Source organism: Pseudomonas savastanoi, from assembly GCF_020917325.1.
Taxonomy (GTDB): Bacteria; Pseudomonadota; Gammaproteobacteria; order Pseudomonadales; family Pseudomonadaceae; genus Aquipseudomonas; species Aquipseudomonas amygdali.
In genome coordinates this window covers 5,925,628-5,947,010 of the sequence record NZ_CP076652.1, presented here as the reverse complement: position 1 = coordinate 5,947,010, position 21,383 = coordinate 5,925,628, and the positions used below count along the sequence as shown (strand labels likewise).

The following is a 21,383-nucleotide window of genomic DNA, read 5'->3' as shown; positions in this document are numbered from 1 at the left end:
TACGGGGAAATTCAGCGTATTTTGCCGAGGGCCGATAGGTGGCGAATGTGGTTATTCCATGAGCACGAATGCCTCACGGAAAAAATGTATTCTGGTTCTGTGTGCACATCAGGAACAGGCGATCATGGACAACTCACATGGCGTACAGAACCTTGTCTGGCAAACCAGCCAAGTGTCCTCGACAGACCGTGAGCAGCATTTGAAGCAAACCCCGAAAACAGTCTGGCTGACCGGATTCAGCGGCTCCGGAAAATCCACCATAGCGTTTGCGCTGGAGCGAGCGTTGATGGACCGTGGCAGGCTTGCGTACACTCTGGATGGCGACAACATACGTCAGGGTTTGTGCCGGGATCTGGGTTTTGCTGCGGCAGACCGTTCGGAGAACATCAGGCGCATCGCTGAAGTCGCCCGATTGATGAATGACGCAGGCCTGATCGTTGTCTCGTCGTTCATTTCGCCCTATGAGACCGACCGGGAAACCGCTCGCTCGATCATTGGCCACGAGCGCTTCATCGAAGTGTTTGTCAGCACACCGCTTGAAACCTGCATTCAGCGTGACCCCAAAGGGCTCTATCGCCGGGCGTTGGCAGGCGAGTTGAAAGACTTTACCGGCATCAGCGCCCCCTACGAACCGCCTGCTGGCGCCGCCCTGTGTCTTGATACCAGTCGATTAGCAATTGACGACTGTCTTAAGCAAGTTTTACGGCTGCTCAGCCTGAATACATAAGCTGGCTGCCTCACCTGCAGGGTTCAGTATCATCGATACATCGGCGTTTTGCTGCAAGCGGTCGGAAAGGCTGAACACAGGTTTTGGGCGTGGGTCAAAACGTTTATATCGTCGATAACGATGATGTATTCAGCCCACACAAGGATGATCGAAAATGAACAATTATTTTCGCATGAGCGCCATTGCCATCGTGCTTTCGCTAGGCTCTCAAGTGGTTACTGCTGCGCAGGACGCTGACGACTTTGTAAAAGATGCTTCTGCAGCAGGGATCGCAGAAGTTCTGGTCGGCAAGCTTGTACAGGATGAGCAGGGTGTGTCTGCCGACGTGAAGAAGTTTGCTCAGCAAATGGTCACAGACCACACGGCTGCTAACAATCAGCTGGCAACGATTGCCAAAAGCAAGAACCTTGAACTGTCCGAAGACCCCATACTCAGGGATAAAGCCGAGGCCGCCATTCTGGAAATGCACAAGACGTCGTTTGATCAAGCGTATGCCAATAATCAGGTCATTGCGCATGAGCAGGCGACCAAGCTGTACAAGGAAGAGGCCGATAACGGTGATGACCCCGAGCTCAAGGCGTTTGCCAAAGCCACGTTGCCAACACTTGAGCAGCATCTTGAACAGGCGAAAAAACTTGCAGCTGCGCATGGCGACGACGCTGCCAAAAAGTGATGTAACTGTAAAAACGTGATGGGATATTGCGCATGATGACATCTTCCTGGCGAGAGGTAACGTCATGCGGCTATTGATACGTTACTGAATGATATGACTTTCGGCGCTGTAAATATCTGAGCGTTCGTGAATGAATAGATCTTCTATAGTCATACGAGTCATGGTTATACCCTTTTCAGTAACCGAGTGACTTATCCACAGGCAAGGCTGGTGTCCAGCCTGCCCGGGGACTCGTCTTATAGACGGTGTGCCATTGATGTGATCAGCGTTCTGGCAGGCTGTTATCAAGCAAGGTTCCAACCCCGAAGACCTTTATAGCCATCACCACCTGAAGACCCCGACGTGCAAGCAGCGCCTGAGCCTCGAAAGCACGAAGCCCTTTTACAAACACCGCGTCGGTCAACGCAGTATCCAACTCGCCCTGAGACGGGAGAGGTTTACGGGAGCGAAGTTTTTTCATGATTCCGTTCTCCTGAACAAGACAGGCTTAAACCCGTTTCAAACATTTTTGCCCTGTACAAAACCAGAACCCAGATCCGCACCGGTAATAGGGTTGGCAGTCGGATCGGACTGGGTCCGCTCCTTCATCATTTCCAGCACGTCTGCATCCTTGGCATCCAGCTTGACGGAAGCCGTGCCATCGCCGCCATCGACAGCCGGTTGTGGCGATTCCACATACTCCCAGTTACCGCCCTGGTTCCACGGGCCGCGTACGTTGGGTTCACCGGACATGTTGAAGTACTTGTTGGTAAATTCCGGCATGCCCGGCAGTTTGCCCTGCGGAAAGTTGGGCTGGATGGCGTGCAGGGCTTTTTCGAAAGACAACTGATGCGCGATTTCACGTGTCATCAGAAAGCCCAGCGCCTCTTTCACCCCCGGGTCATCTGTCACGTTCATCAAACGCTCGTAAACAATCTTCGCTCTGGATTCCGCAGCGATGTTGGAGCGGAAGTCAGCTGTTGGCTCGCCAATGGTATCGATGTAAGCCGCCGTAAAAGGCACACCGGCAGAGTTGGTCAACGGCGCACCGGCCCCGTACAGCAGGCTGGTGATATGGGAGTCGTTGCCATTGCCGTTGATGGAGCGGTAAAGCTCGCCTTCTTCTTCGATGCCTTCAGCCAATTGACCTTTGGCGCCTTTATTGAGCATGACAATAATGGAGCCGACTATTTCCAGGTGGCTCAACTCTTCGGTGGCGATGTCCATCAGCAGGTCTTTACGGCCTGGGTCTTCCTCGCTCAACCCTTGAGTGAAATAACGTCCGGCTGCTGCCAGCTCGCCTTGGGCACCGCCGAACTGTTCCAGCAGAAGATTGGCCAGTCCAGGGTTTGGTCTAGCTACCCGCACGGTATATTGAAGCCGCTTGTTATGAATAAACATGTCGTATCCTCAGGCGTGATCCTTTGGGAAGCGTCAACCCACCTGGATGGGTTTGATTCAACGCAGTCACTGGATATGAGAAGGCGGGCATGTATACGTTGCGTATAACTTTAGCGAACGGGATGAACGGCCTGAAAATCCGGGTTCAATAGAATTTTCTTATTCGCTGAATGTTTGAAAAACAACACACTCTTAGTTCAGAGGCCCCGCAGGCAATGCTCAGAGCGTAAGCCATCTGTGCTGGCGAAAAATTCAAAAAATAGGGGTTATAAACAAAGTCTATTAGTTGTCATAGCCTTGCGGCCATCCCTATCGGCACAAGCGAGGGTGGCTATATGATATCGCTTACATTATGGCATTAATATTTTGAATTTTTCGAAAACCCTGCGATCTGTTTTGCGAGTCGACAAAGCAGGAGCAACACAATGGCTGATGAAAAACACTACCGTATCGATTACCTGCTGCATGGCAGTTACAAGACGTTCTATATAAGAGCGGTTGTCATGGACAATAAAGAAGCCTGGCACTGGGCGTCGGTTGATGCAGGATTCGGTGCGATCCCCAAGTACCGTTCCGACCCGGTACCAAAGCTGAGCAAGCCTCAGGCTGAAAAGCTGGGGTTGTCGAACGTGGAGTGGACGAGGGCTTGAAAGGTCCTCGTTCAAAACGCTATGAAGCTCACCGTCGTGCGTCACGATGCCGCACGACGGTGTACGCGCTGAAAAATCTGTGGTCGGCAGATCTGCCGGATGGACACCCGTTTCCCGCCATACTGAGCTGAATTCACCTCGTTTGGATCAGCGTTTATCGCAAGCTCCGCACCTCACACCCCGCTTCCGCTCCCCGCCGCAAATCCCCGCAACCTCACGTTCTACGTGGCCCTGCCGATAGCCCGATATCAGATTATGGCCCTCATTGAACTTCCCCGATAGGGCACAGCTCTGAGGTGATGTCACTATGCCTCTATCTGAATGGATGATTCCCTTCAAAGCGGCACCACTGACCTTGCACCTGCCGTGATGCAAAGAAATAAAGGAGCTTTTTCAGCCGGATCGGGCACCCTAATTAAAATAGAGACCACTATGAACATCCTTTCGCCTGGTATTTACCTTACCAATCGCCTGCGGTTCCCTGCCAAGTTTGCCGTTTTAGCCATCATTATCGTCATCCCGCTGATCGTTCTCGGTCTTCGGGTTTTCAACAGTCTGAATGCGAGCATCGACACCGTTGCCCAGGAACGCATCGGTCGTGAATATTTGCATGTCGTGACGCCCGTTCTCCGACTCTCCATGCTGCAGCGTGCAGCAACCAACCGTTTGCTCGCCGGTGATGCCTCCGCTGCTCAGGATCTGGCCAGCAACCGCACTCAGCTTGAAACAGCATTTAATAACCTCGCCGACATGGATGCCCGCCAGGGAAGTCTGCTGGAGACCGAGAGTCGTGTGCAGCGTCTTCGTGAAAGTGCGCGTTCCCTGATGGAAAGTATCAAGCCCGGTCTTTCGCAGGACGAGGTGTTTGCACAGTGGAATGAGCAGCTGGCCCAGACACTCAACTTTATCTATTACGTCTCGGCTACCTCGGGCATGGTACTGGACGAAGATTATGCCTCGCTGTTTCTGATCGACCTGAGCACCATTCGCATGCCCAGAGAAATCAACGTGGCCGGTCAGATCCGGGGTATCACCGCCGGTTTGAGTACTGGTCAGGGGCTAAGCGTACCGATGCGCGGCTCGCTTGAGAGCCTGTTGAAGATCGAGCTGCAATTTCGCGCGGAGCTGGAGCAAAGCATTCGACTGCTCAAGCGTCGTGCGCCAGAGCTTGCTGCCCGCATTGGCGACCCTATCGCTTCGGCTACCTCGACGATGGACGGCTTTCGCAATGACCTGCAAGCGTACGTCAAAGGTACGGAATTCTCGGTGCCGCAGGGGCAGGCGCTGAGCGCGCGCGGTAACGCTGTGGTCGCCGGGCTTTATAAGGCCCAGGACGAAATTCAGAGTGCGCTTCAAGGTGAACTGGATACGCGTTACAGCGCGCTGCTGCTGCAACGCGAAGTCGTGATTGCCATGTGCGTAATCATGGGCTTGCTGCTGCTCTATGCGTTCTTCAGCATCTACCGTGCCCTGCGTCTGACCATCGACGGCCTGCTGGGCGTCACCCGTCGTCTGGCCAACGGTGATCTGAGTGCCCGTGTACAGGTGAGCAGCAAGGACGAAGTGGCTGACATCGCCAACGGTCTGAACCTGATGGCCGAAGCATTCGCCAGCTCCATTTCGCACATGGACCGCACGTCATACGAACTGTCTGATGTGGCTGCCCGACTGGGCACCTCCATCGGTCTGGCCAAGCAGTCGATGAACGCGCAACAAGCTGAAACCGAGCAAGTGGCGACGGCCATCAACGAAATGACCACAAGCGTGGCCGACGTAGCGCAGAACACCGAAGGTGCTGCGCTGGCTGCCGATGAAGCGAACACCGCCTCGCGTAACGGGCTGCGCATCATGCATCAGGCCCACTCGACCATTCAGGCTCTGGCTGAAGAAGTGGAAGTCAGCGCCCAGAAAGTCCAGGCGCTGGCCCTGCACAGTCAGTCGATTGGTGGGGTTATTCAGGTCATCAGTACGATTGCCGATCAGACCAACTTGCTGGCCCTGAATGCTGCCATCGAAGCGGCTCGGGCTGGCGAGCAGGGCCGCGGGTTTGCTGTGGTGGCTGATGAAGTCCGCACGCTGGCTTCGCGCACTCAGGCGTCGACCGAAGAAATCCGCAACATCATCCAGCAACTGCAAAGTGCCACCGATGCTGCCGTGCAGCAGATGCAGGCCGGCCAGCAAAAGGCCCAAGCGTGCATCAGTGCCGCCAGCGATGCTTCTGGCAGCCTGTCGAGCATCAGCCAGGGCGTCGAGCGTATCGTCGAGATGAACACTCAGATCGCCAGCGCCGCGGTGCAGCAGCATGCGGTTTCCGAAGACATCAACCGTAATGTCATGGAGATTCGCAACAGCTCCGGCACCTTGATGCTGGGTATCGACAACAATGCAGTCACTGCCGAAGAACTGGCGCGAGTTGCTAGCGACATGCGCAATGTCGTGGCGCGTTTCAAGCTGGTTGCCTGACCGGATCGGGGGCTTGCAGCCCCCGATTCTCCTCTCGAATCGGCGTTCGAACGCTGATTGCCTTTTTTCGATCAAGTTTTGCTCTTCTGCGGCCGATAGCTCTGGCGCGCGGGTTTGCTGTCCATAAAAACAAATCTTCAGCTCTTTCGTCGCGCACAAAAAGCATTTTCAGGAGATTTTATGAACAGCAGCTTTGCGAATATCAGCGTCAACATGAAGTTGGCATTGGGCTTTGGGACGGTTCTTTTTTTCACTGCCATTCTCGCCCTGGTCGGCTGGACCAGCCTCGATAAACTCATCAATCGTACCGACAGAATCGGCGATATCACTGAGTTGAGTGACAACCTGACCAATCTGCGCGTCGCGCGCCTGCAATATATGCTGGCTGACGGCGATGAAACCGCCGCACAAAACATGCAGAGCAAGCTGGATGTCTTCAAGGCGCAGCAGCAATCACTGCTCATCAGCTTCAACAACCCGCTCAACCTCAAGCCTCTGCGCGAACTGGCCGATGTAACACGTGACTATGAAGCCTCGTTGAACAGCATGCGCGCTGCGTTTCAGGCTGGCGCCAAAGTGCGTAATGACATGACCGCCAACGCCATGGTTGCCATGCGCGCTGTCGACTCGTTGAACGATGCCGTCATGCAGATCGATCCTGCGGACCCGGCGCGTTTCGATCAGGTCCAACTGGCGACTACCGCCAGGCAAGACCTGATTCTGGTTCGCTATGAAGTACGTGGTTATACCGGCAACCCCAATGACAAGACCGAGAAAGCAGCTTTTCAGCAACTGGATACGGCGATCAGTCATCTGGACAGGCTCAAAACCGCTTTTGGCGCTGCCAACCGCGAACAGATTGCCCAGTTTGAAAGCGCTCTTCGCAGCTATCGCAGCTCGGTCGACGCTTTCAAGGCCACCACTCAGACTGCTGCGAGCGTGCGCAAGGACCTGACTTCCCAAGGAGCTGCCATCGTCAAACTGGGCGAAGAGCTGTATGGCATTCAGATGCAGATGGGCAAGGATGACACCGCTCAGGCGCGTAACCTGCAGATCGGTTGCGTTCTATTGGTCATGTTGCTGGGCATTCTTGCGGCCATCGTCATCACCCGTCAGATCACCCGGCCGCTGCGCGAAACGCTGGCGATTGTCGAGCGCATCGCTGCTGGCGACCTGACTCATACCGAAGCCGTCACCCGACGTGACGAACTGGGCGTATTGCAGCAGGGCATCCAGCGCATGGGCACAACCCTGCGCGAGCTGATTTCCGGTATTCGCGACGGCGTCACGCAGATTGCCAGCGCTGCCGAAGAGCTGTCGGCGGTTACCGAGCAGACCAGCGCCGGGGTCAACAGCCAGAAGGTCGAGACCGATCAGGTGGCGACCGCCATGCATGAAATGTCGGCCACCGTGCACGAAGTGGCACGCAATGCCGAGCAGGCGTCCGTTGCTGCCTCCGATGCCGACAAGCAGGCTCGTGACGGTGACAAGGTCGTCGGCGAAGCCATCCAGCAGATCGAGCGACTGGCCGCCGAGGTGGTGCGCTCATCCGATGCAATGAATGTGCTGGAGCAGGAAAGCGACAAGATCGGCAAGGTTATGGATGTAATCAAGGCGGTTGCCGAGCAGACCAACCTGCTGGCACTCAACGCAGCCATCGAAGCCGCGCGTGCCGGGGAAGCCGGTCGCGGTTTTGCTGTGGTGGCCGACGAAGTTCGCGGCTTGGCGCAACGGACCCAGCAGTCCACCGAGGAGATCGAAGGCCTGGTGGCGGCATTGCAGAATGGCACGCGTCAGGTGTCGGGCATCATGCTCGGCAGCCGCACGCTGACAGACAGCAGTGTCGAGTTGACGCGCAGGGCCGGTACGTCACTGGAAAGCATCACCCGGACCGTGTCGAACATCCAGGCGATGAACCAGCAGATCGCAGCCGCCGCCGAGCAACAAAGCTCGGTGGCCGACGAGATCAGCCGCAGCATCGTCAACGTTCGCGACGTGTCCGAGCAGACCGCTGAAGCCAGCGAAGAAACCGCAGCCTCCAGCGTCGAACTGGCGCGTCTGGGAGGCCAGTTGCAAACGATGGTCAGCCACTTCCGCGTCTGAGCCAGCGGACTTTTATGCCCTTGCGGTGCGGGGCGCGGGAGGTGTTCTTTCGGACACCTGTCGTTCCCTGCGCTCCAGCGCAGAAGTGATAAAGAGGACGCGGAGCGTCCAGAACGGCATGCGACGCAGAGCGTCGCACGATAGCTTAGATTATCGTTCCTCACGCTCCAGCGTAGGAATGCCGTGGGTGACGCTCCGCGTCACAAATCTACGCCGCGCCGCTGAATCGAGACCGGACGCAGTGCGTCGCACGATAGTTGAGCTTATCGTTCCTCACGCTCCAGCGTGGGAATGCCGTGGGTGACGCTCTGCGTCACAAATCTGCGCTGCGCCGCTGAATCGAGATCGGACGCAGAGCGTCGCACGATAGTTGAGCTTATCGTTCCTCACGCTCCAGCGTGGGAATGCCGTGGGTGACGCTCTGCGTCACAAATCTACGTCGCGCCGATTGTTCAAGATCGGGCGCAGAACATTCAAACGGAATACCCGTTAGTCCTATAACTATACGTTGGTATATATCGCTCATACTCACAGATAAACATGACCTACTTTTGCAGGTTTTAACAGTTGTTCAAAACTCGATAAGCTTTACTCACTGTCCGGCAACTATTAATTCACGGCCTTTCTCTGTTATCGCCGACCGCCTGTTTGCTTATAACGCTGGCGGGTACGCGCCTGCACAGCCGATTCGAGGTGAACAATGCATTCGATATTTGAATTCGGTAAAAGCCTGCGCACGCCCCGTTTTGTAAAACCCGGTGCGCGCACTCCTTATTGGGCCGATGGTATTTGCCTGGTCGTTATTGCCGTGTTTATTGCGCTGGTGCTGTATGGCGTGGGCCAGATGATGCAGCCACTTGCCGCGCTGAACTCAAGCCCGATGAGCCTCGACCCTGCGCGCCTGCCCGAATATGCATTGCGCACCACGCTGCGCATGTTCATCGCGCTGGCGGCTTCGCTGGTCTTCACGTTTGTCGTGGCCACGCTGGCGGCCAAAAGCCGTAAGGCCGAGCAAGTGATTATCCCGGCGCTGGATATTCTTCAGTCGGTTCCGGTACTGGGGTTTCTGACGTTCACAGTGACCTTCTTCATGGGCCTGTTCCCCGGTCGGCAAATGGGTGTCGAATGCGCAGCGATTTTTGCCATCTTCACCAGCCAGGCATGGAATCTCGCGTTCAGTTTCTATCAGTCACTGCGTACCGTGCCGAGCGACCTGAATGAAGTCACCCGGCAGTTCGGACTGTCTCCACTGCTGCGTTTCACCCGCCTGGAGTTGCCGTTCGCCGTACCGGGGCTGGTGTGGAACATGATGATGTCGATGTCCGGTGGCTGGTTTTTTGTGGTCGCCTGCGAGGCCATTTCGGTTGGTGACACCACGGTCAATCTGCCCGGCATCGGTTCGTGGCTGGCGCTGGCCATCGAGCAGAAAAACCTCGCTGCGATTGCCTGGGCGGTGGGCGCAATGGCGCTGGTGATCCTGGCCTATGACCAATTGTTGTTCAGGCCGATCGTGGCATGGGCGGACAAGTTTCGCTTCGAACAAACCGCGTCGTCAAAGCGTCCGCGTTCCTGGATGTACAGCCTGCTGGGCCGCTCGCGGGTGGCACCGATGCTGGGCTCGATCCTCGCTGCGCCGTGCAAATGCCTGATGCTGATCGACTGGCGTGTGGTATCTCGGCTGTGGAGCGTAAAGCTCACGCCTGGCGTTGTTCGGCTGCTCGACTATCTGTGGCTGGCCCTGGTGATGGCCGCTTGCCTGACCGGCAGTGTTTACCTGTTCAGGTTCATCGAGACATCGCTGGGCATGAGCGACCTGGTCACCGCGTTGGGATTGGGGCTGGCAACAATGGTGCGGGTGATTGTCCTGATCGTCATCGCCAGCCTGATCTGGGTGCCTGTCGGTGTATGGATCGGCTTGCGCCCCGTGTGGGCTGAACGCTTGCAGCCGATAGCGCAGTTCATGGCGGCCTTTCCAGCCAACGTACTGTTTCCTTTTGCAGTGATTGCGATTGTCGGCCTGCACCTGAACCCGGACATCTGGCTTTCGCCGCTGATGGTGCTCGGCACCCAGTGGTACATCCTGTTCAACGTGATCGCAGGGGCCAGCGCCTTGCCGACTGACCTGCGCGAAGCGGCCACGATATTCAACATGCGCGGCTGGCAGTGGTGGCGGCGTGTGGCCTTGCCGGGGGTGTTCCCCTACTACGTCACCGGGGCGCTGACCGCATCGGGTGGGTCGTGGAACGCCAGTATCGTCGCTGAAGCGGTGTCCTGGGGTGATCAGCATCTGGAAGCGGCAGGGCTGGGTTCTTACATCGCCAACGCGACTCAGGCGGGAGACTTTCCGCGCGTTGCGTTGGGCATTGTTGTCATGTCGATCTTCGTCATCGCGTTCAACCGGTTGCTGTGGCGTCCGCTGTACGGGTTTGCCGAGCGGCGTCTGAGTCTTGTGTGATTTTGATTGAGGAGGGCGCCATCATGATGGCTGTCGAAACGCGTTGCCTGGTAGATGTTCAGAAAGTCCGACATGTGTACGGCAAAGGCAGCAAAGAGCGCCTGGTGCTGGATGACGTGACACTGACGCTCAATGAGAACGAAATAGTCGGCCTGCTGGGTCGCTCCGGCTCGGGCAAGTCCACCCTGCTGCGCTCCATCGCGGGGTTGGTGGTGCCCACCGAAGGCGAAGTGAATTTTCCTCGTCGCGTGCAGGGGCGGGCGATGTCGGTAGGCATGGTTTTTCAGAGCTTTGCCCTGTTCCCGTGGCTGACCGTGCTGGAAAATGTCGAAGTCGGGCTTGAAGCGCAACGTGTGCCACCCGCCGTGCGTCGCAAGCGCGCGTTGGCAGCCATCGACCTGATCGGTCTGGACGGCTTTGAAAGCGCTTATCCCAAAGAGCTCTCCGGCGGCATGCGCCAGCGCGTGGGCATGGCACGTGCGCTGGTGATCGACCCTGATGTGCTGCTGATGGACGAGCCGTTTTCCGCGCTCGATGTGCTGACGGCCGAAACCCTGCGCACCGACTTGCTGGATATGTGGAGCGAAGGGCGCATGCCCATCAAATCGATCCTGATGGTGACGCACAACATTGCCGAAGCCGTGCTGATGTGCGATCGCATTCTACTGTTCTCCTCCAATCCTGGCCGGGTGATCAGCGAGATAAAAGTCGATCTGCCTCAGCCGCGCAACCGCCAGGACCCGATCTTCCGGGCGCTGGTGGAAGAAATCTACGTGCTGATGACCCAGGACAACGATGCAGGCGAAATACGTCAGGGCGTGTTTCCGGGCACCGGGCTGGGCATGGTTTTGCCGCAGGTGTCCACCAATGCGCTGGCAGGGCTGATCGAAGCCATTCATGCGCCGCCCTACAGCCTCAAAGCGGACCTGCCGGAACTGGCCAGCGCGCTGCACTACAACGCCGACGAGCTGTTCCCGATTGCCGAGGTCCTGCAACTGCTGCGTTTTGCAGAGCTCAAGGGCGGTGATATTCGCTTGCTGCCTGCCGCCAATCGCTATGCGCTGGCGGATGTCGACGAGCGCAAGCAACTGTTTGCCCAGCACCTGCTGAGCTTCGTACCGCTGGTCGCGCACATTCGGCGGGTGCTGGATGATCGCCCCACGCACACGGCACCGGCACGGCGTTTTCGCGATCAACTGGAAGACTTCATGTCGGAAAGCGATGCCATGCAGACCCTGAATGTCGTTACGCAATGGGGGCGCTACGCCGAACTGTTCGCTTATGATGAGCTGGCCGATCAGTTCAGTCTGGATAACCCGTCCTGAGGTTTGTACGACATACTCGGCAGGCCTTTTGAAGAGCGAGAGGGTGCAGATGCACGAGCCAGAATCCTGTAGCAGGACCGCGATGGCCGTCAGGTGGGTCGCCTTGCTGGCGCTGGCGCTGGTCATCGCGATTGCCGATACCCTGACCGATCTGGAGATCGCCGTGGGGGTGTTCCAGATCGCGGTGGTGTTGCTGGCGGTCAGGCTTTTACCGGTCAGGGGCGTGATCGTCGTGGCGGCGGTGTGCATGCTGCTGACGGTGGTCAGTTACGAAATGACCACCTCCAGAGGCAGCGAGGCGTCCGGGTTGATCAACTGCGTCATCAGCCTGGCCGCCATCGCCATGACCACCTGGCTGGCGCTGCGTATGGCGCGGGCCATCCGCACGGTTCATGAAGCGCGCTCGCAGCTGGCGCACATCGCACGGGTCAATCAGTTGGGTGAGCTTGCTGCGTCCATTGCCCATGAGGTGAATCAGCCGCTGTCGGCGATTGTCATCAGCGGTAACGCCTGTCAGCGCTGGCTGGCCACCGAGCCGGTCAATCTGGAAAAGGCCCGTCAGGCAGTCGAGCGCATGATCGGTGATGCCAATCGCGCCGGAGATATCATCGTGCGAGTGCGGGCCCTGGCGAAGCGCTCGTCGACGCACAAAGAGTGGATAAGTGTGGCGGACACGGTGGCCGAGATCGTTGCGCTGGCGCACAGCGAGATAGACGGGCAGGGCGTCACACTGTCGGTTGACGTGCCGGAGGGAATGCCACCGCTGCTGGCTGACCGTGTGCAGATCCAGCAAGTGCTGCTGAACCTGATGCTCAACGGCATGGACGCGATGAGGAAAGTCGAACCGGAGCAGGCGCAACTGGACGTGCGGGCCGAGTGGCGCGGAGGCGGGGAAATCGAGTTCACTGTCAGCGACAGCGGTGTAGGTATTCAGCCGGAAGCAGCCGATCGGCTTTTCGACGCTTTCTACACCACCAAAGAGGAAGGCATGGGAATTGGGCTGGCGATCAGTCGGTCTATCATCGAAGCGCATGGCGGACGAATCTGGGTGACGCCCAACCCGTCAGCCGGGGCCACGTTTCATTTCACTCTGCCCACTGGAAAAATGGAAACCTGATGAACACAGCCGCTACTGCACCGCAGGCCGAAGAGCCGGTCATCTTTGTCATCGATGACGACCTCTCGGTGCGTTCTTCGCTGGAAGACCTGCTGGCTTCAGTTGGCTTGCGCAGCATGTTGTTCGGCTCGACCCGCGAGTTTCTGGACACCCCTCGTCCTGATGCGCCGGGCTGTCTGATTCTGGACATTCGCATGCCCGGCATGAGTGGCCTGGATTTTCAGGAGCACATGGCCAGGTCGGGGATTTTTCTGCCGGTCATTTTCATCACCGGGCATGGCGACATTCCCATGTCCGTGCGGGCGATGAAGGCCGGTGCGGTGGAGTTTCTGACCAAACCCTTCCGTGACCAGGACTTGCTGGACGCGCTTCAGCAGGGGCTTGAGCGAGACCGCAGCCGTCGCCGCAACTCAGCCGTCGAAGCCGAACTGCAGCGCCGTCACGCCAGCCTGAATCATGGCGAACAGCAGGTGATGGAACTGGTCGTCAGTGGCTTGCTCAACAAACAGATTGCAGCCCGCCTGAACGTGAGTGAAATCACCGTCAAGGTCCGGCGTGGCTCGGTCATGCGCAAGATGGAAGCCGACTCGCTCGCTGACCTGGTCAAGTTTGCCGAGCGGCTCAAAGAGCTCCGTTGATTAACCCACGCCCGCACACCTGTCGTTCCTTGCGCTTCCGCGTTTGACTGCCTTGCGTGAGGCTCCGCGTCACAACTCTGCGCCGCGCTGCGTGCTCGATTAATTCACCAGTTGTGGCAATACGTAGTTGCGCACCACGTACAACGAACCCTCTGCGCTCAAGTGTCCCGAGTCGATCTGCAGCAATGAGCGGCTGTTTTCCAGGCGTACCCGGCAGGCATCGGCGATGCACAGCTTGTCGATCAGCGACACAAACTGGATGCCTGCCGATACAGCCAGCGCGCGGGTTGCCTGATCCACCCGCATGACGCTTTGATCCAGCGCCGGATCGCGGATATACGACTCGCTCAGCCCCCAATGACGGTTGACGATGACACTGGGCAGCGATGGGCTCCACGACGGCATCGGACCGATCAGCACTATATGTTTCACGCCAAAGCCCTTGAGTCGGGTCGCAATCCGCTTCCAGTCGGTCTTGTTGTGGCCATCCTTCTGCGCGATGACCACGATGTCCGGACGCAGCCTGTCGATGCTCTGCAGGGCAGTCCTGTTGGAGTAGTCGCAGGCCTTGCTGGTCGCTGACGTGCGTCCCTCGTGGTCATTCAGGTCGGGAACGCAACTGGCCGAGGCCACCTGATAGAAGGGGGTCGTGCGTGTCAGCAAGGTACGCAGCCCGAGTGACAACGCCTGGGCGTGAGAGTCGCCCCACAAGAACACTCCGCCCGGCCCCTGTTTGCGCGTGCAGGCCTCGTCGATGCCCGACTGGCCACGCTGGGTCAGGGCGGAAAAGGCGTCACATTTCAGCCAGTAGGGCTCGTACAGGTTGTGCTGTCGATCGACGTATTCCTGGATGAAATGCGCCTTGTCCGAAACACTGATCGGGCGAAGTGGCGATACCACGCCCCGCGTCGCACCCACTAGCGCCCCGGCCGCGAACACCAGAACGACCAGTGCGGCGGGCATGGCAAATTTTCGGCGCTGCCCAGGTTGATGTGTGCTGGCGGGCTGCTCGATCAGTCGCCATGAAATCAGCCCCAGTGTCAGGGCCACGCCGATGCCCAATAGCACCGTGCGGGTCTCGCCCAGCAAACCGGTGTAGTTCATCCACACCACCACCGGCCAGTGCCACAGGTACAACGAGTACGACAGTTTGCCTGTCCATTGAAACAGCGGGTTGCAGGTCAGCAGCGAATCATTGCGGGCCGCCGCGATCACCGCGAAAGTCCCCAGCACCGGCATCAGCACCAGATACCCGGGCCATGTGTCCTGCACGGACAGCAGACAGAAACCGGCGACGATCAGCGCCAGTCCGACCTGTTCCAGAACTCGCTGCTGCAGGGGCCTGAGTTGCAGCGGGAACAGGCAGGCCACGCCACCCGCGAGCAACTCCCAGGCACGGGTCGGCAGCAGGTAAAACGCAGCTTCCGGCCATCGGGACGAGGCAAATACACAAAGCACAAAGCCCGCCAGACTTGCGCCCAGCACCCACCAGCGCAGGTTGTGCAGCGCGACAAAGCGACTGAGGAGCAACAGTGCAATCGGGTACAGCAGGTAAAACTGCCACTCCACCGACAGCGACCAGCTGTGCAGCAGCCATTTCTCATGAGCGCTGGCGGTGAAATAACCGGCCTCGCGCCAATAGACAAAATTGGAAACAAACCCCAGGCTGTTTGCCACATGGGTGCCCAACGCGCTGTAGTCCAGCGGCAGCAAAGAGAACCAGCCCAGCAGCAGCAAGGCAAGACACAGCACCGCGAGGGCCGGGACGATGCGTCTGGCCCGCGACGTGTAGAACGTTGCCAGCCTGAATTTGCCGCTCCTCAAGCCGCGCAGGATGATTCCGGTAATCAGATACCCCGAGATCACGAAAAACACGTCCACCCCAGCGAAACCGCCAGGCATCCAGGCGGGCTGAAAGTGAAAGAGCAGCACCGCAGCCACCGCGATGGCGCGCAGCCCATTGATGTCTTTTCTGAAGTCCATTTGAGAAAGCCATCCGGTGGATGATCGTGAGGGAGAGTGGCACTGTGCAGCGCAGCGGCCGGTAAATGATCTGGCGGTCCGTCAGCGGTCAGTGGAGGGCAGCCTGAGCGCATGGCTTGCAGCGGATTGTCTGCTGGCAATCACATGACCAATGGCCACGCCTATAAACAGATTGGCGACAGCGACCTCGAACATGTCGGTGGTCCAGCTGATCAGGCACCAGCAGAAGCTGATCGCCAGCAGCATGTGGCCGATGCGGGTCTGATCATCGATCAGTCGGAGCAACAGCGGAATCTGTAGCGCATACAGCAGCAGGCCGAGCACGCCCAGCATCGCCCACAGATACAGCGCCGAGCTGTCCATGCCGAGAAATACGCCGGCACCTTCGACTGGAAACAGCCCCATTGTGCTGCCGACCATGCCGAAGCCCGCGCCGCTGATCATCCAGCCTTCGCGGCTCATGGCATTGATCAGGTTGGGCCAGGTATTGATCATCCGGTCATACAGCGAGGCCAGAGAGCCGCCGCTACTCACCGCATAGGCATCGGGGCTCACAATCAGCCCCAGAGTCGGTAGCAGCAGGCCGATGCCTACCACCACGATGCAAAGCGTCCGGCAGGTCCAGCTCATTCGCCGCAGCAACAGCAGAATGAGGGTCAGGGCGAATGCCGCGGCTGGCGCTTTGCTGGTGGTCAGCACGATGGCGTAAAGCGCCACGGCACTGAGCAACATCATCATCAGGCGTGAGCGCACGAAAATGATCAGGTACAGCGTGTAGAAGGCGATCATGATCGACAGCACGTTGGACACTCTGGCGAAACCGGCAATGCGGTCTACCTCGTCCGCGCTCCATGTGGTGTTGGCGCTCAGTTCGGTTTCACCGACGCTGTAGCTGTAGCCCTTCCAGGGCACCGAGGTGTACTTGTCCAGAGCAATACCCAGCAGTGAGGCCAGCAGGCAAAAGCCGGTGGCGCGGTACAACAGCGTGCGGCGGTAGAGCAGGTGCTTGCTGCACACCAGGCCGAACACCAGCGGGCTCAGGGCGAACAGACTGAACGCCAGGTTGTGGACGCTGGCGCGATGCAGCATGGCCAGCAGCCCGGAAATCAGCCACACCATCATGAATGCCCAGAACAACCGTCCCGCCTTGAAGGTGCATAGCTCAAGCACAAACAACAGGATGCAGGCAGCTTTGGGCAGATAGAGCAGCGGGCTGATGCCTGCCTGATCGAAGTAGAAGCGCAAGGCTCCAGAGAAGGTCTCGACCAGAATCAGGCTGATGGCGACCCACACTACCACCGTGGATTTATCAAAGGACATCACCGACGACCTGGCGTCGGCGCTGTTCGCAGTAGTCAACGCCATGCTGGCTGCCTTCTGGATATGCGTCAGGGGAATTGCGCAGACAAAGCTACCGCCCGACGATCACGGGCACGTGTCGACACAGGAAGGCTTTGGGAGATGAAAGGTCTGGAGCGAACGCTCGCAACGGCGTGACAACACGTATATCAGTCGCAGTTCGGGCAACTGTCAATTAATTAGTCAGGATTAAGGGGTATGCGCTGCACTTTGTGCCCGGGATTGGACGCGGAGCGTCCAGAACGGCGTGCCCACGCTGGAGCGTGGGCACGATAGTGTTTTGGCGGGCGATCCCCCAGACACCGATCGTTCCTCACGCTCCGCGTGGGAATGCCTTTCGTGACGCTCTGCGTCATCCAGCTGCGGATTACGGGTACTTGCGTCTGTCCGGTGCTGGCGGGAAGTACTGGTACATCCACGTTTCGCTCAGCGTCCGGTCGGCGGTGCGGATGAACATGCGCATTTCAACCGGCTCGACCGAGTCGCTGTCCGGTACCCAGTCGAAGGTAACTCGGTAGCCCTTGATGTCCGGCAGCACGAGGATGTTGAAGTCCTGCACCTTGCCATGTGTGACCGTGACGATAGGCTCGATCCCGGTGCCTTCCGGCAAGCGATCCAGGCCGCCGCCGTTGAAGTCCACGGCAAAACGGCGCGCCCAGGTTTTCGGGTAATGCTCGCCCGGTGCCCAGCCTTCGAGGAAGCCGCCCATGCCTGAACGAGTGGCGTGGACCTGCGCCAGTGGCGTGCTCACAGGTGGCAGCGGACTCCAGAACAACTTGTAGCCATAGTTCATCGAATCCCCGGCCTTGACCGGCGTCTTCGGTGTCCAGAACACCACGATGTTGTCCATCGTTTCACCCGTGGTCGGCAGCTCCAGCAGGCTGACCTCGCCTTCGCCCCACGCGGTGATCGGCTCGACCCACAGGCTCGGACGGCGGCTGTACCAGACTACGGTGTCCTGATAGCTGGAAAACTCGTGATCGCTCTGCACCAGCCCGAAACCTTTCGGGTCGGTGTCGGCGAACGCGCTGAACTGCGGTTTGGCCGGGTTGTTCAGCGGACGGCAGATCCACTCACCGTTGCCGCGCCACATGGACAGGCGATCCGAATCGTGAATTTGCGGGTGGATGGTGTCGCACATGCGGCGCTCGTGAGTGCCGCAACTGAACATGCTGGTCATCGGCGAAATGCCCAGTTGCTGGATATCGGTACGGGCATTGATGTGCGCGTCGATTTCCATGACCACCTGGCCAGCCTGACAGTCGATGTCGAAGCGGTAGGCGCCGGTTGCACTGGGCGAGTCGAGCAGTGCGTAAACCACAAAGCGTGTGGCGTTCTTGTCTGGCGTTTCAAACCAGAACTTGGTGAAGTCGGGGAATTCTTCCTGGCGCTTGGCGTAACTGTCGATGGCCAGGCCGCGGGCCGACAAACCGTATTGCTTGTTGCTGTCCACGGCCCGGAAATAGCTGGCACCGAGGAACGAAACAACGTCGTTGATGGCGATTTCGGGTGCCTTGAACAACTTGAAGCCGGCAAAGCCCAGATCGCCCTTGACCAGATTCTTGTCGATGCCGCTGCTTTCGTAATTGAACAGGTCATGGCGGAAATGCACTTCACGCGCCTGCTTGTTCTGCGGGTCGACGCTGTACATGCGCACCGGCGTCTTGAAACCCATGCCGACGTGGAAGAAATGCACGTCGAGCTGACCGTGGACGTCTTTCCACAGTGAGTGGTTCGGGTCGTAGCGAATGGCATTGAATTGCAGCGGCGTCATATTTGCCAGGACGGGTGGCAGCACTTGCTTGTTGCTCACATAGCCTTTGCCTGCGAGCTTCTTGGCATGGGCTTGCAGCTCTGCAAAATCGAAGTGTTCGATCTCGCCATCGGCTGCGGCGGCCAGTGCTCGCGCAGCATAAAGCCCTGAGGCCGACACGCTGCCGTAAGCGGCCAACGCCATGGACGCTTTCAGGAGATTTCTGCGATTCATAAGGGTGAAGCCTCTGAGTAATTCTGTGCGTCCTGCACAAAAAATGGCGCGCCAACGACTCCTTGCCGAACGCAAACTACCCACAACAGATAACAAAGACGAGATCCCGTTCGGAAATCAGTCAAAAAAAATCACCGATCGTGCTCAATGGAAGCGGCATCCAGATGGCAGGAATGGGCGTTTTTCAGGCCTGTTGTGGTGGGTTGAATGTGCTCGGCACCGCTTGGCGCAAGGCTTGCGAGCAAGGTGAGTACGCAGCGCCGGTCAGGGCGATAGGGCGCGTTGGCGCAGAGCGCCCGAATATGCGCGCAATATTCAGCAACCATTTTGCCGGGTCGCAGACTGAGCAAATGTCAGTCTGACGCAGGCTGAGCGTCCAGTACCGCATGCCGACGCGGAGCATAGGCACGATATCCAGCCCGATTATTTACCGCTATATCGCATTCGTTCAGGCAATAGTCCTGACGAAAGTTTCACTCTGCGTGTTATATCGTAACGCTATGATGCAGCTGCATTAATGGATGCCGATACACGGCTCTCCACAGGGCAATAATCAGCGGGTGCCGGGGTAGTGATGCGGGTTGATTTGGGTGAGCACGATGGCCTCGAAGGCCTGCCGCGTTTTCAAATGGCGGTGCAGCAGGTTCGGCGTCTCGGGCGACTGATGTATGTGAGTGGTGGGGTGGGCGCGTTCGGGCTGCTGCTGGCCCTGTCCATCGATCTGTTTTCCCCAGGTTCATTGTGGATGGCCGTGCTGGGCAATGCGTCGGCGGCGCTGATACTGCTCGCCGCGGGCTTGCAGTCGGCCAGGCATGTCGCGGTGTGGCGTGCCCGCGCGTTGGCTGCACCTGTTGCCGCAGACTCTCCCGCAACGGCGCAAGCACTCGATGAAACCGGCTGGTATGAGCGCCTGCTTACCCGGCTGAGCGATTCGGGCGAGTCGCTGATTCGGCACATCGGCAGCTCGACCCTGTGGCTTGCCGGGTGGGCAGTGCTGGCGTTGATCGTCATCCGCGCCTTCTGGAACCTGGCGTTGTCCGGTTCCGACCTTTCCACTTCAGGCAGTCTGGCGGGCAGCATCCTGTTGCTGTTGGCGTTCGGGCTCTTGGTCATCGAACGGCAATTGAGCAGCGAGCCCGAAGGCCAGTCGCCAGAGGCCGGGGCGCTGGCGCAGCTGGTGCGCATGACGCTTATCGTTCTGTTGGTCGGCGCGTTGTGCCTGTTCTTCTCCAGTGCTGATCGCGTCTGGCCTGCACGGCTGGCTGTGTTGATCGGCCTGCTGCCATTGGGTGTGGCGCTTGAATTTCTGTTGCGGGCTGTGTTGTCGGTGTTCAGCCCGCGCACTCCGCGTCTCGAACCGCGCCTGCTGGCCGCCAGTTTCATCGCTGACCTGTTGCGTTGGCCGCCGCGGCCTTTGCTCGCCTTGCAGCATGAGCTGCACAACCGCTTTGGCATTGACCTGCGCCAGATCTGGGCCTTTACCTACATGCGCCGCGCCTTTTTGCCGGTGCTGGCGGTGGTTGCAGCGCTGGGCTGGGCGCTGAGCGGCGTGCATGAAATTCCGATGCAGGGGCGAGGTATTTATGAGCGGTTCGGCAAGCCGGTCGAAGTCTTCGGACCGGGTCTGCATGTCGGTTTGCCTTGGCCGTTCGGCCGGGTCCTGGCGGTTGAAAACGGCGTGGTACATGAGCTGGCGACCAGTGTTTCTGCGGCCGACGCGGCCGAGCAGACGCTGGACCCGGCCGAAGGGCCGCCGCCGGGCAGCGCTAACCGACTGTGGGATGCCAGCCATATCAACGAAAAATCCCAGGTCATTGCCAGCAGTGCCGGCGATAAGCAGAGCTTTCAGATCGTCAATATGGATGTGCGGTTCGTCTACCGCATCGGCCTGACAGATGCCGCGGCGATGGCCTCGACCTATAACAGCGCCGATATTCCTTCTCTGATCCGCAGCACGGCCAGCCGCGTGCTGGTGCATGACTTTGCCTCGCGCACGCTGGACGAGCTGCTCGGCGAACAGCGCAGCGGGCTGGCCGATGACATCGGCAAAGCCGTGCAGGCTGACTTGCAGCGACTGGACAGCGGCGTTGAACTGCTCGCCACGGTAGTCGAAGCCATCCACCCGCCAGCGGGTGCTGCCAATGCCTATCATGCTGTGCAGGCTGCGCAGATCGGCGCACAGGCGCTGATCTCCCGCGAACGCGGCGCGGCCAGTGACAAGGCCAACCAGGCGCAGCTCAATGCCAGCGTTGCCCGAGATCAGGCCAGCGCTGCAGCCCGTGAAGTTCTGGCCACAGCGCAAGGCGCGGACCTGCGCTTCAGTGCCGAGCGCCAGGCCTACGCCAAGGCAGGGCAGGCGTTTTTGCTGGAACAGTACCTGGCGCAACTGACCGAAGGCCTGGGCAATGCCAAGCTGCTGATACTCGACCACCGTCTGGGCGGCGACAACGCGCCGACCATCGACCTGCGTACCTTCACCCCACCGGCAGACCCAGCGGCGCCGCGTAAAGCCGTTCAGTAAGG

General features: G+C 58.7%; 15 protein-coding genes and 2 pseudogenes. 12 read left to right on the top strand and 5 right to left on the bottom strand.

Annotation, left to right across the window (positions count from 1 at the left end):
• The first annotated feature begins 124 nt into the window (after positions 1–124).
• The gene (gene cysC / locus KP808_RS25655) at positions 125–727 is read left to right on the top strand and encodes an adenylyl-sulfate kinase (protein WP_058407659.1); all 603 of its coding nucleotides are present in this window, start codon (positions 125–127) and stop codon (positions 725–727) included.
• Between the two features lie 154 nt (positions 728–881).
• Positions 882–1,400 (top strand): DUF4142 domain-containing protein, encoded by a 519-nt coding sequence (locus tag KP808_RS25650; protein WP_058407658.1) that lies wholly within the window; start codon positions 882–884, stop codon positions 1,398–1,400.
• Between the two features lie 262 nt (positions 1,401–1,662).
• On the opposite strand, the gene KP808_RS25645 is transcribed toward KP808_RS25650, so the two are convergent.
• Both KP808_RS25645 and KP808_RS25640 read right to left on the bottom strand, forming a co-directional pair.
• Entirely contained in the window at positions 1,663–1,860 is a 198-nt protein-coding gene (locus tag KP808_RS25645) for a hypothetical protein (RefSeq protein ID WP_058407657.1), read from the bottom strand.
• A 38-nt stretch (positions 1,861–1,898) separates the two neighbouring features.
• The gene (locus KP808_RS25640; RefSeq protein WP_058407656.1) at positions 1,899–2,780 is read right to left on the bottom strand and encodes a manganese catalase family protein; all 882 of its coding nucleotides are present in this window, start codon (positions 2,778–2,780) and stop codon (positions 1,899–1,901) included.
• A gap of 425 nt (positions 2,781–3,205) precedes the next feature.
• Here KP808_RS25640 and KP808_RS25635 point away from each other — a divergent pair, with 425 nt between their 5' ends.
• The 9 genes and pseudogenes from KP808_RS25635 (at position 3,206) to KP808_RS25605 (ending at position 13,531) form a co-directional block, all read left to right on the top strand.
• Positions 3,206–3,430, top strand: a complete 225-nt coding sequence (locus KP808_RS25635) for a DUF6555 family protein (RefSeq protein WP_002555969.1) — start codon at positions 3,206–3,208, stop codon at positions 3,428–3,430.
• A 321-nt stretch (positions 3,431–3,751) separates the two neighbouring features.
• A pseudogene (locus KP808_RS26300) lies at positions 3,752–4,981 on the top strand (methyl-accepting chemotaxis protein); the annotation flags it as partial.
• 42 nt (positions 4,982–5,023) lie between these two features.
• Positions 5,024–5,893, top strand: coding sequence for a methyl-accepting chemotaxis protein (locus KP808_RS26295; RefSeq protein ID WP_371875247.1), 870 nt, complete (start codon positions 5,024–5,026; stop codon positions 5,891–5,893).
• 180 nt (positions 5,894–6,073) lie between these two features.
• Positions 6,074–7,093 (top strand): annotated as a pseudogene (locus KP808_RS26290) (methyl-accepting chemotaxis protein); the annotation flags it as partial.
• Between the two features lie 39 nt (positions 7,094–7,132).
• Complete coding sequence (locus KP808_RS26285; RefSeq protein WP_371875246.1) at positions 7,133–7,996, top strand: methyl-accepting chemotaxis protein; 864 nt, start codon at positions 7,133–7,135, stop codon at positions 7,994–7,996.
• A gap of 700 nt (positions 7,997–8,696) precedes the next feature.
• Positions 8,697–10,451, top strand: coding sequence for an ABC transporter permease (locus tag KP808_RS25620; RefSeq protein ID WP_230017185.1), 1,755 nt, complete (start codon positions 8,697–8,699; stop codon positions 10,449–10,451).
• A gap of 20 nt (positions 10,452–10,471) precedes the next feature.
• Complete coding sequence (locus KP808_RS25615; protein WP_029241027.1) at positions 10,472–11,776, top strand: ABC transporter ATP-binding protein; 1,305 nt, start codon at positions 10,472–10,474, stop codon at positions 11,774–11,776.
• A gap of 49 nt (positions 11,777–11,825) precedes the next feature.
• Positions 11,826–12,893, top strand: a complete 1,068-nt coding sequence (locus KP808_RS25610) for a sensor histidine kinase (protein ID WP_058402546.1) — start codon at positions 11,826–11,828, stop codon at positions 12,891–12,893.
• Entirely contained in the window at positions 12,893–13,531 is a 639-nt protein-coding gene (locus tag KP808_RS25605; RefSeq protein ID WP_005744911.1) for a response regulator transcription factor, read from the top strand. Before KP808_RS25610 ends, KP808_RS25605 begins: the two co-directional genes overlap by 1 nt.
• Before the next feature lie 99 nt (positions 13,532–13,630).
• On the opposite strand, the gene KP808_RS25600 is transcribed toward KP808_RS25605, so the two are convergent.
• From KP808_RS25600 to KP808_RS25590, 3 genes are all read right to left on the bottom strand, one after another.
• Complete coding sequence (locus KP808_RS25600; protein WP_230017184.1) at positions 13,631–15,514, bottom strand: acyltransferase family protein; 1,884 nt, start codon at positions 15,512–15,514, stop codon at positions 13,631–13,633.
• Between the two features lie 81 nt (positions 15,515–15,595).
• The gene (locus tag KP808_RS25595; protein ID WP_230017183.1) at positions 15,596–16,879 is read right to left on the bottom strand and encodes a hypothetical protein; all 1,284 of its coding nucleotides are present in this window, start codon (positions 16,877–16,879) and stop codon (positions 15,596–15,598) included.
• Positions 16,880–17,240: 361 nt separating this feature from the next.
• Positions 17,241–18,860, bottom strand: a complete 1,620-nt coding sequence (locus KP808_RS25590) for a glucan biosynthesis protein D (RefSeq protein WP_230017182.1) — start codon at positions 18,858–18,860, stop codon at positions 17,241–17,243.
• A gap of 574 nt (positions 18,861–19,434) precedes the next feature.
• Here KP808_RS25590 and hflK point away from each other — a divergent pair.
• Positions 19,435–21,381, top strand: coding sequence for a protease modulator HflK (gene hflK / locus KP808_RS25585; RefSeq protein ID WP_230017181.1), 1,947 nt, complete (start codon positions 19,435–19,437; stop codon positions 21,379–21,381).
• The last annotated feature ends 2 nt before the right edge of the window (positions 21,382–21,383 follow it).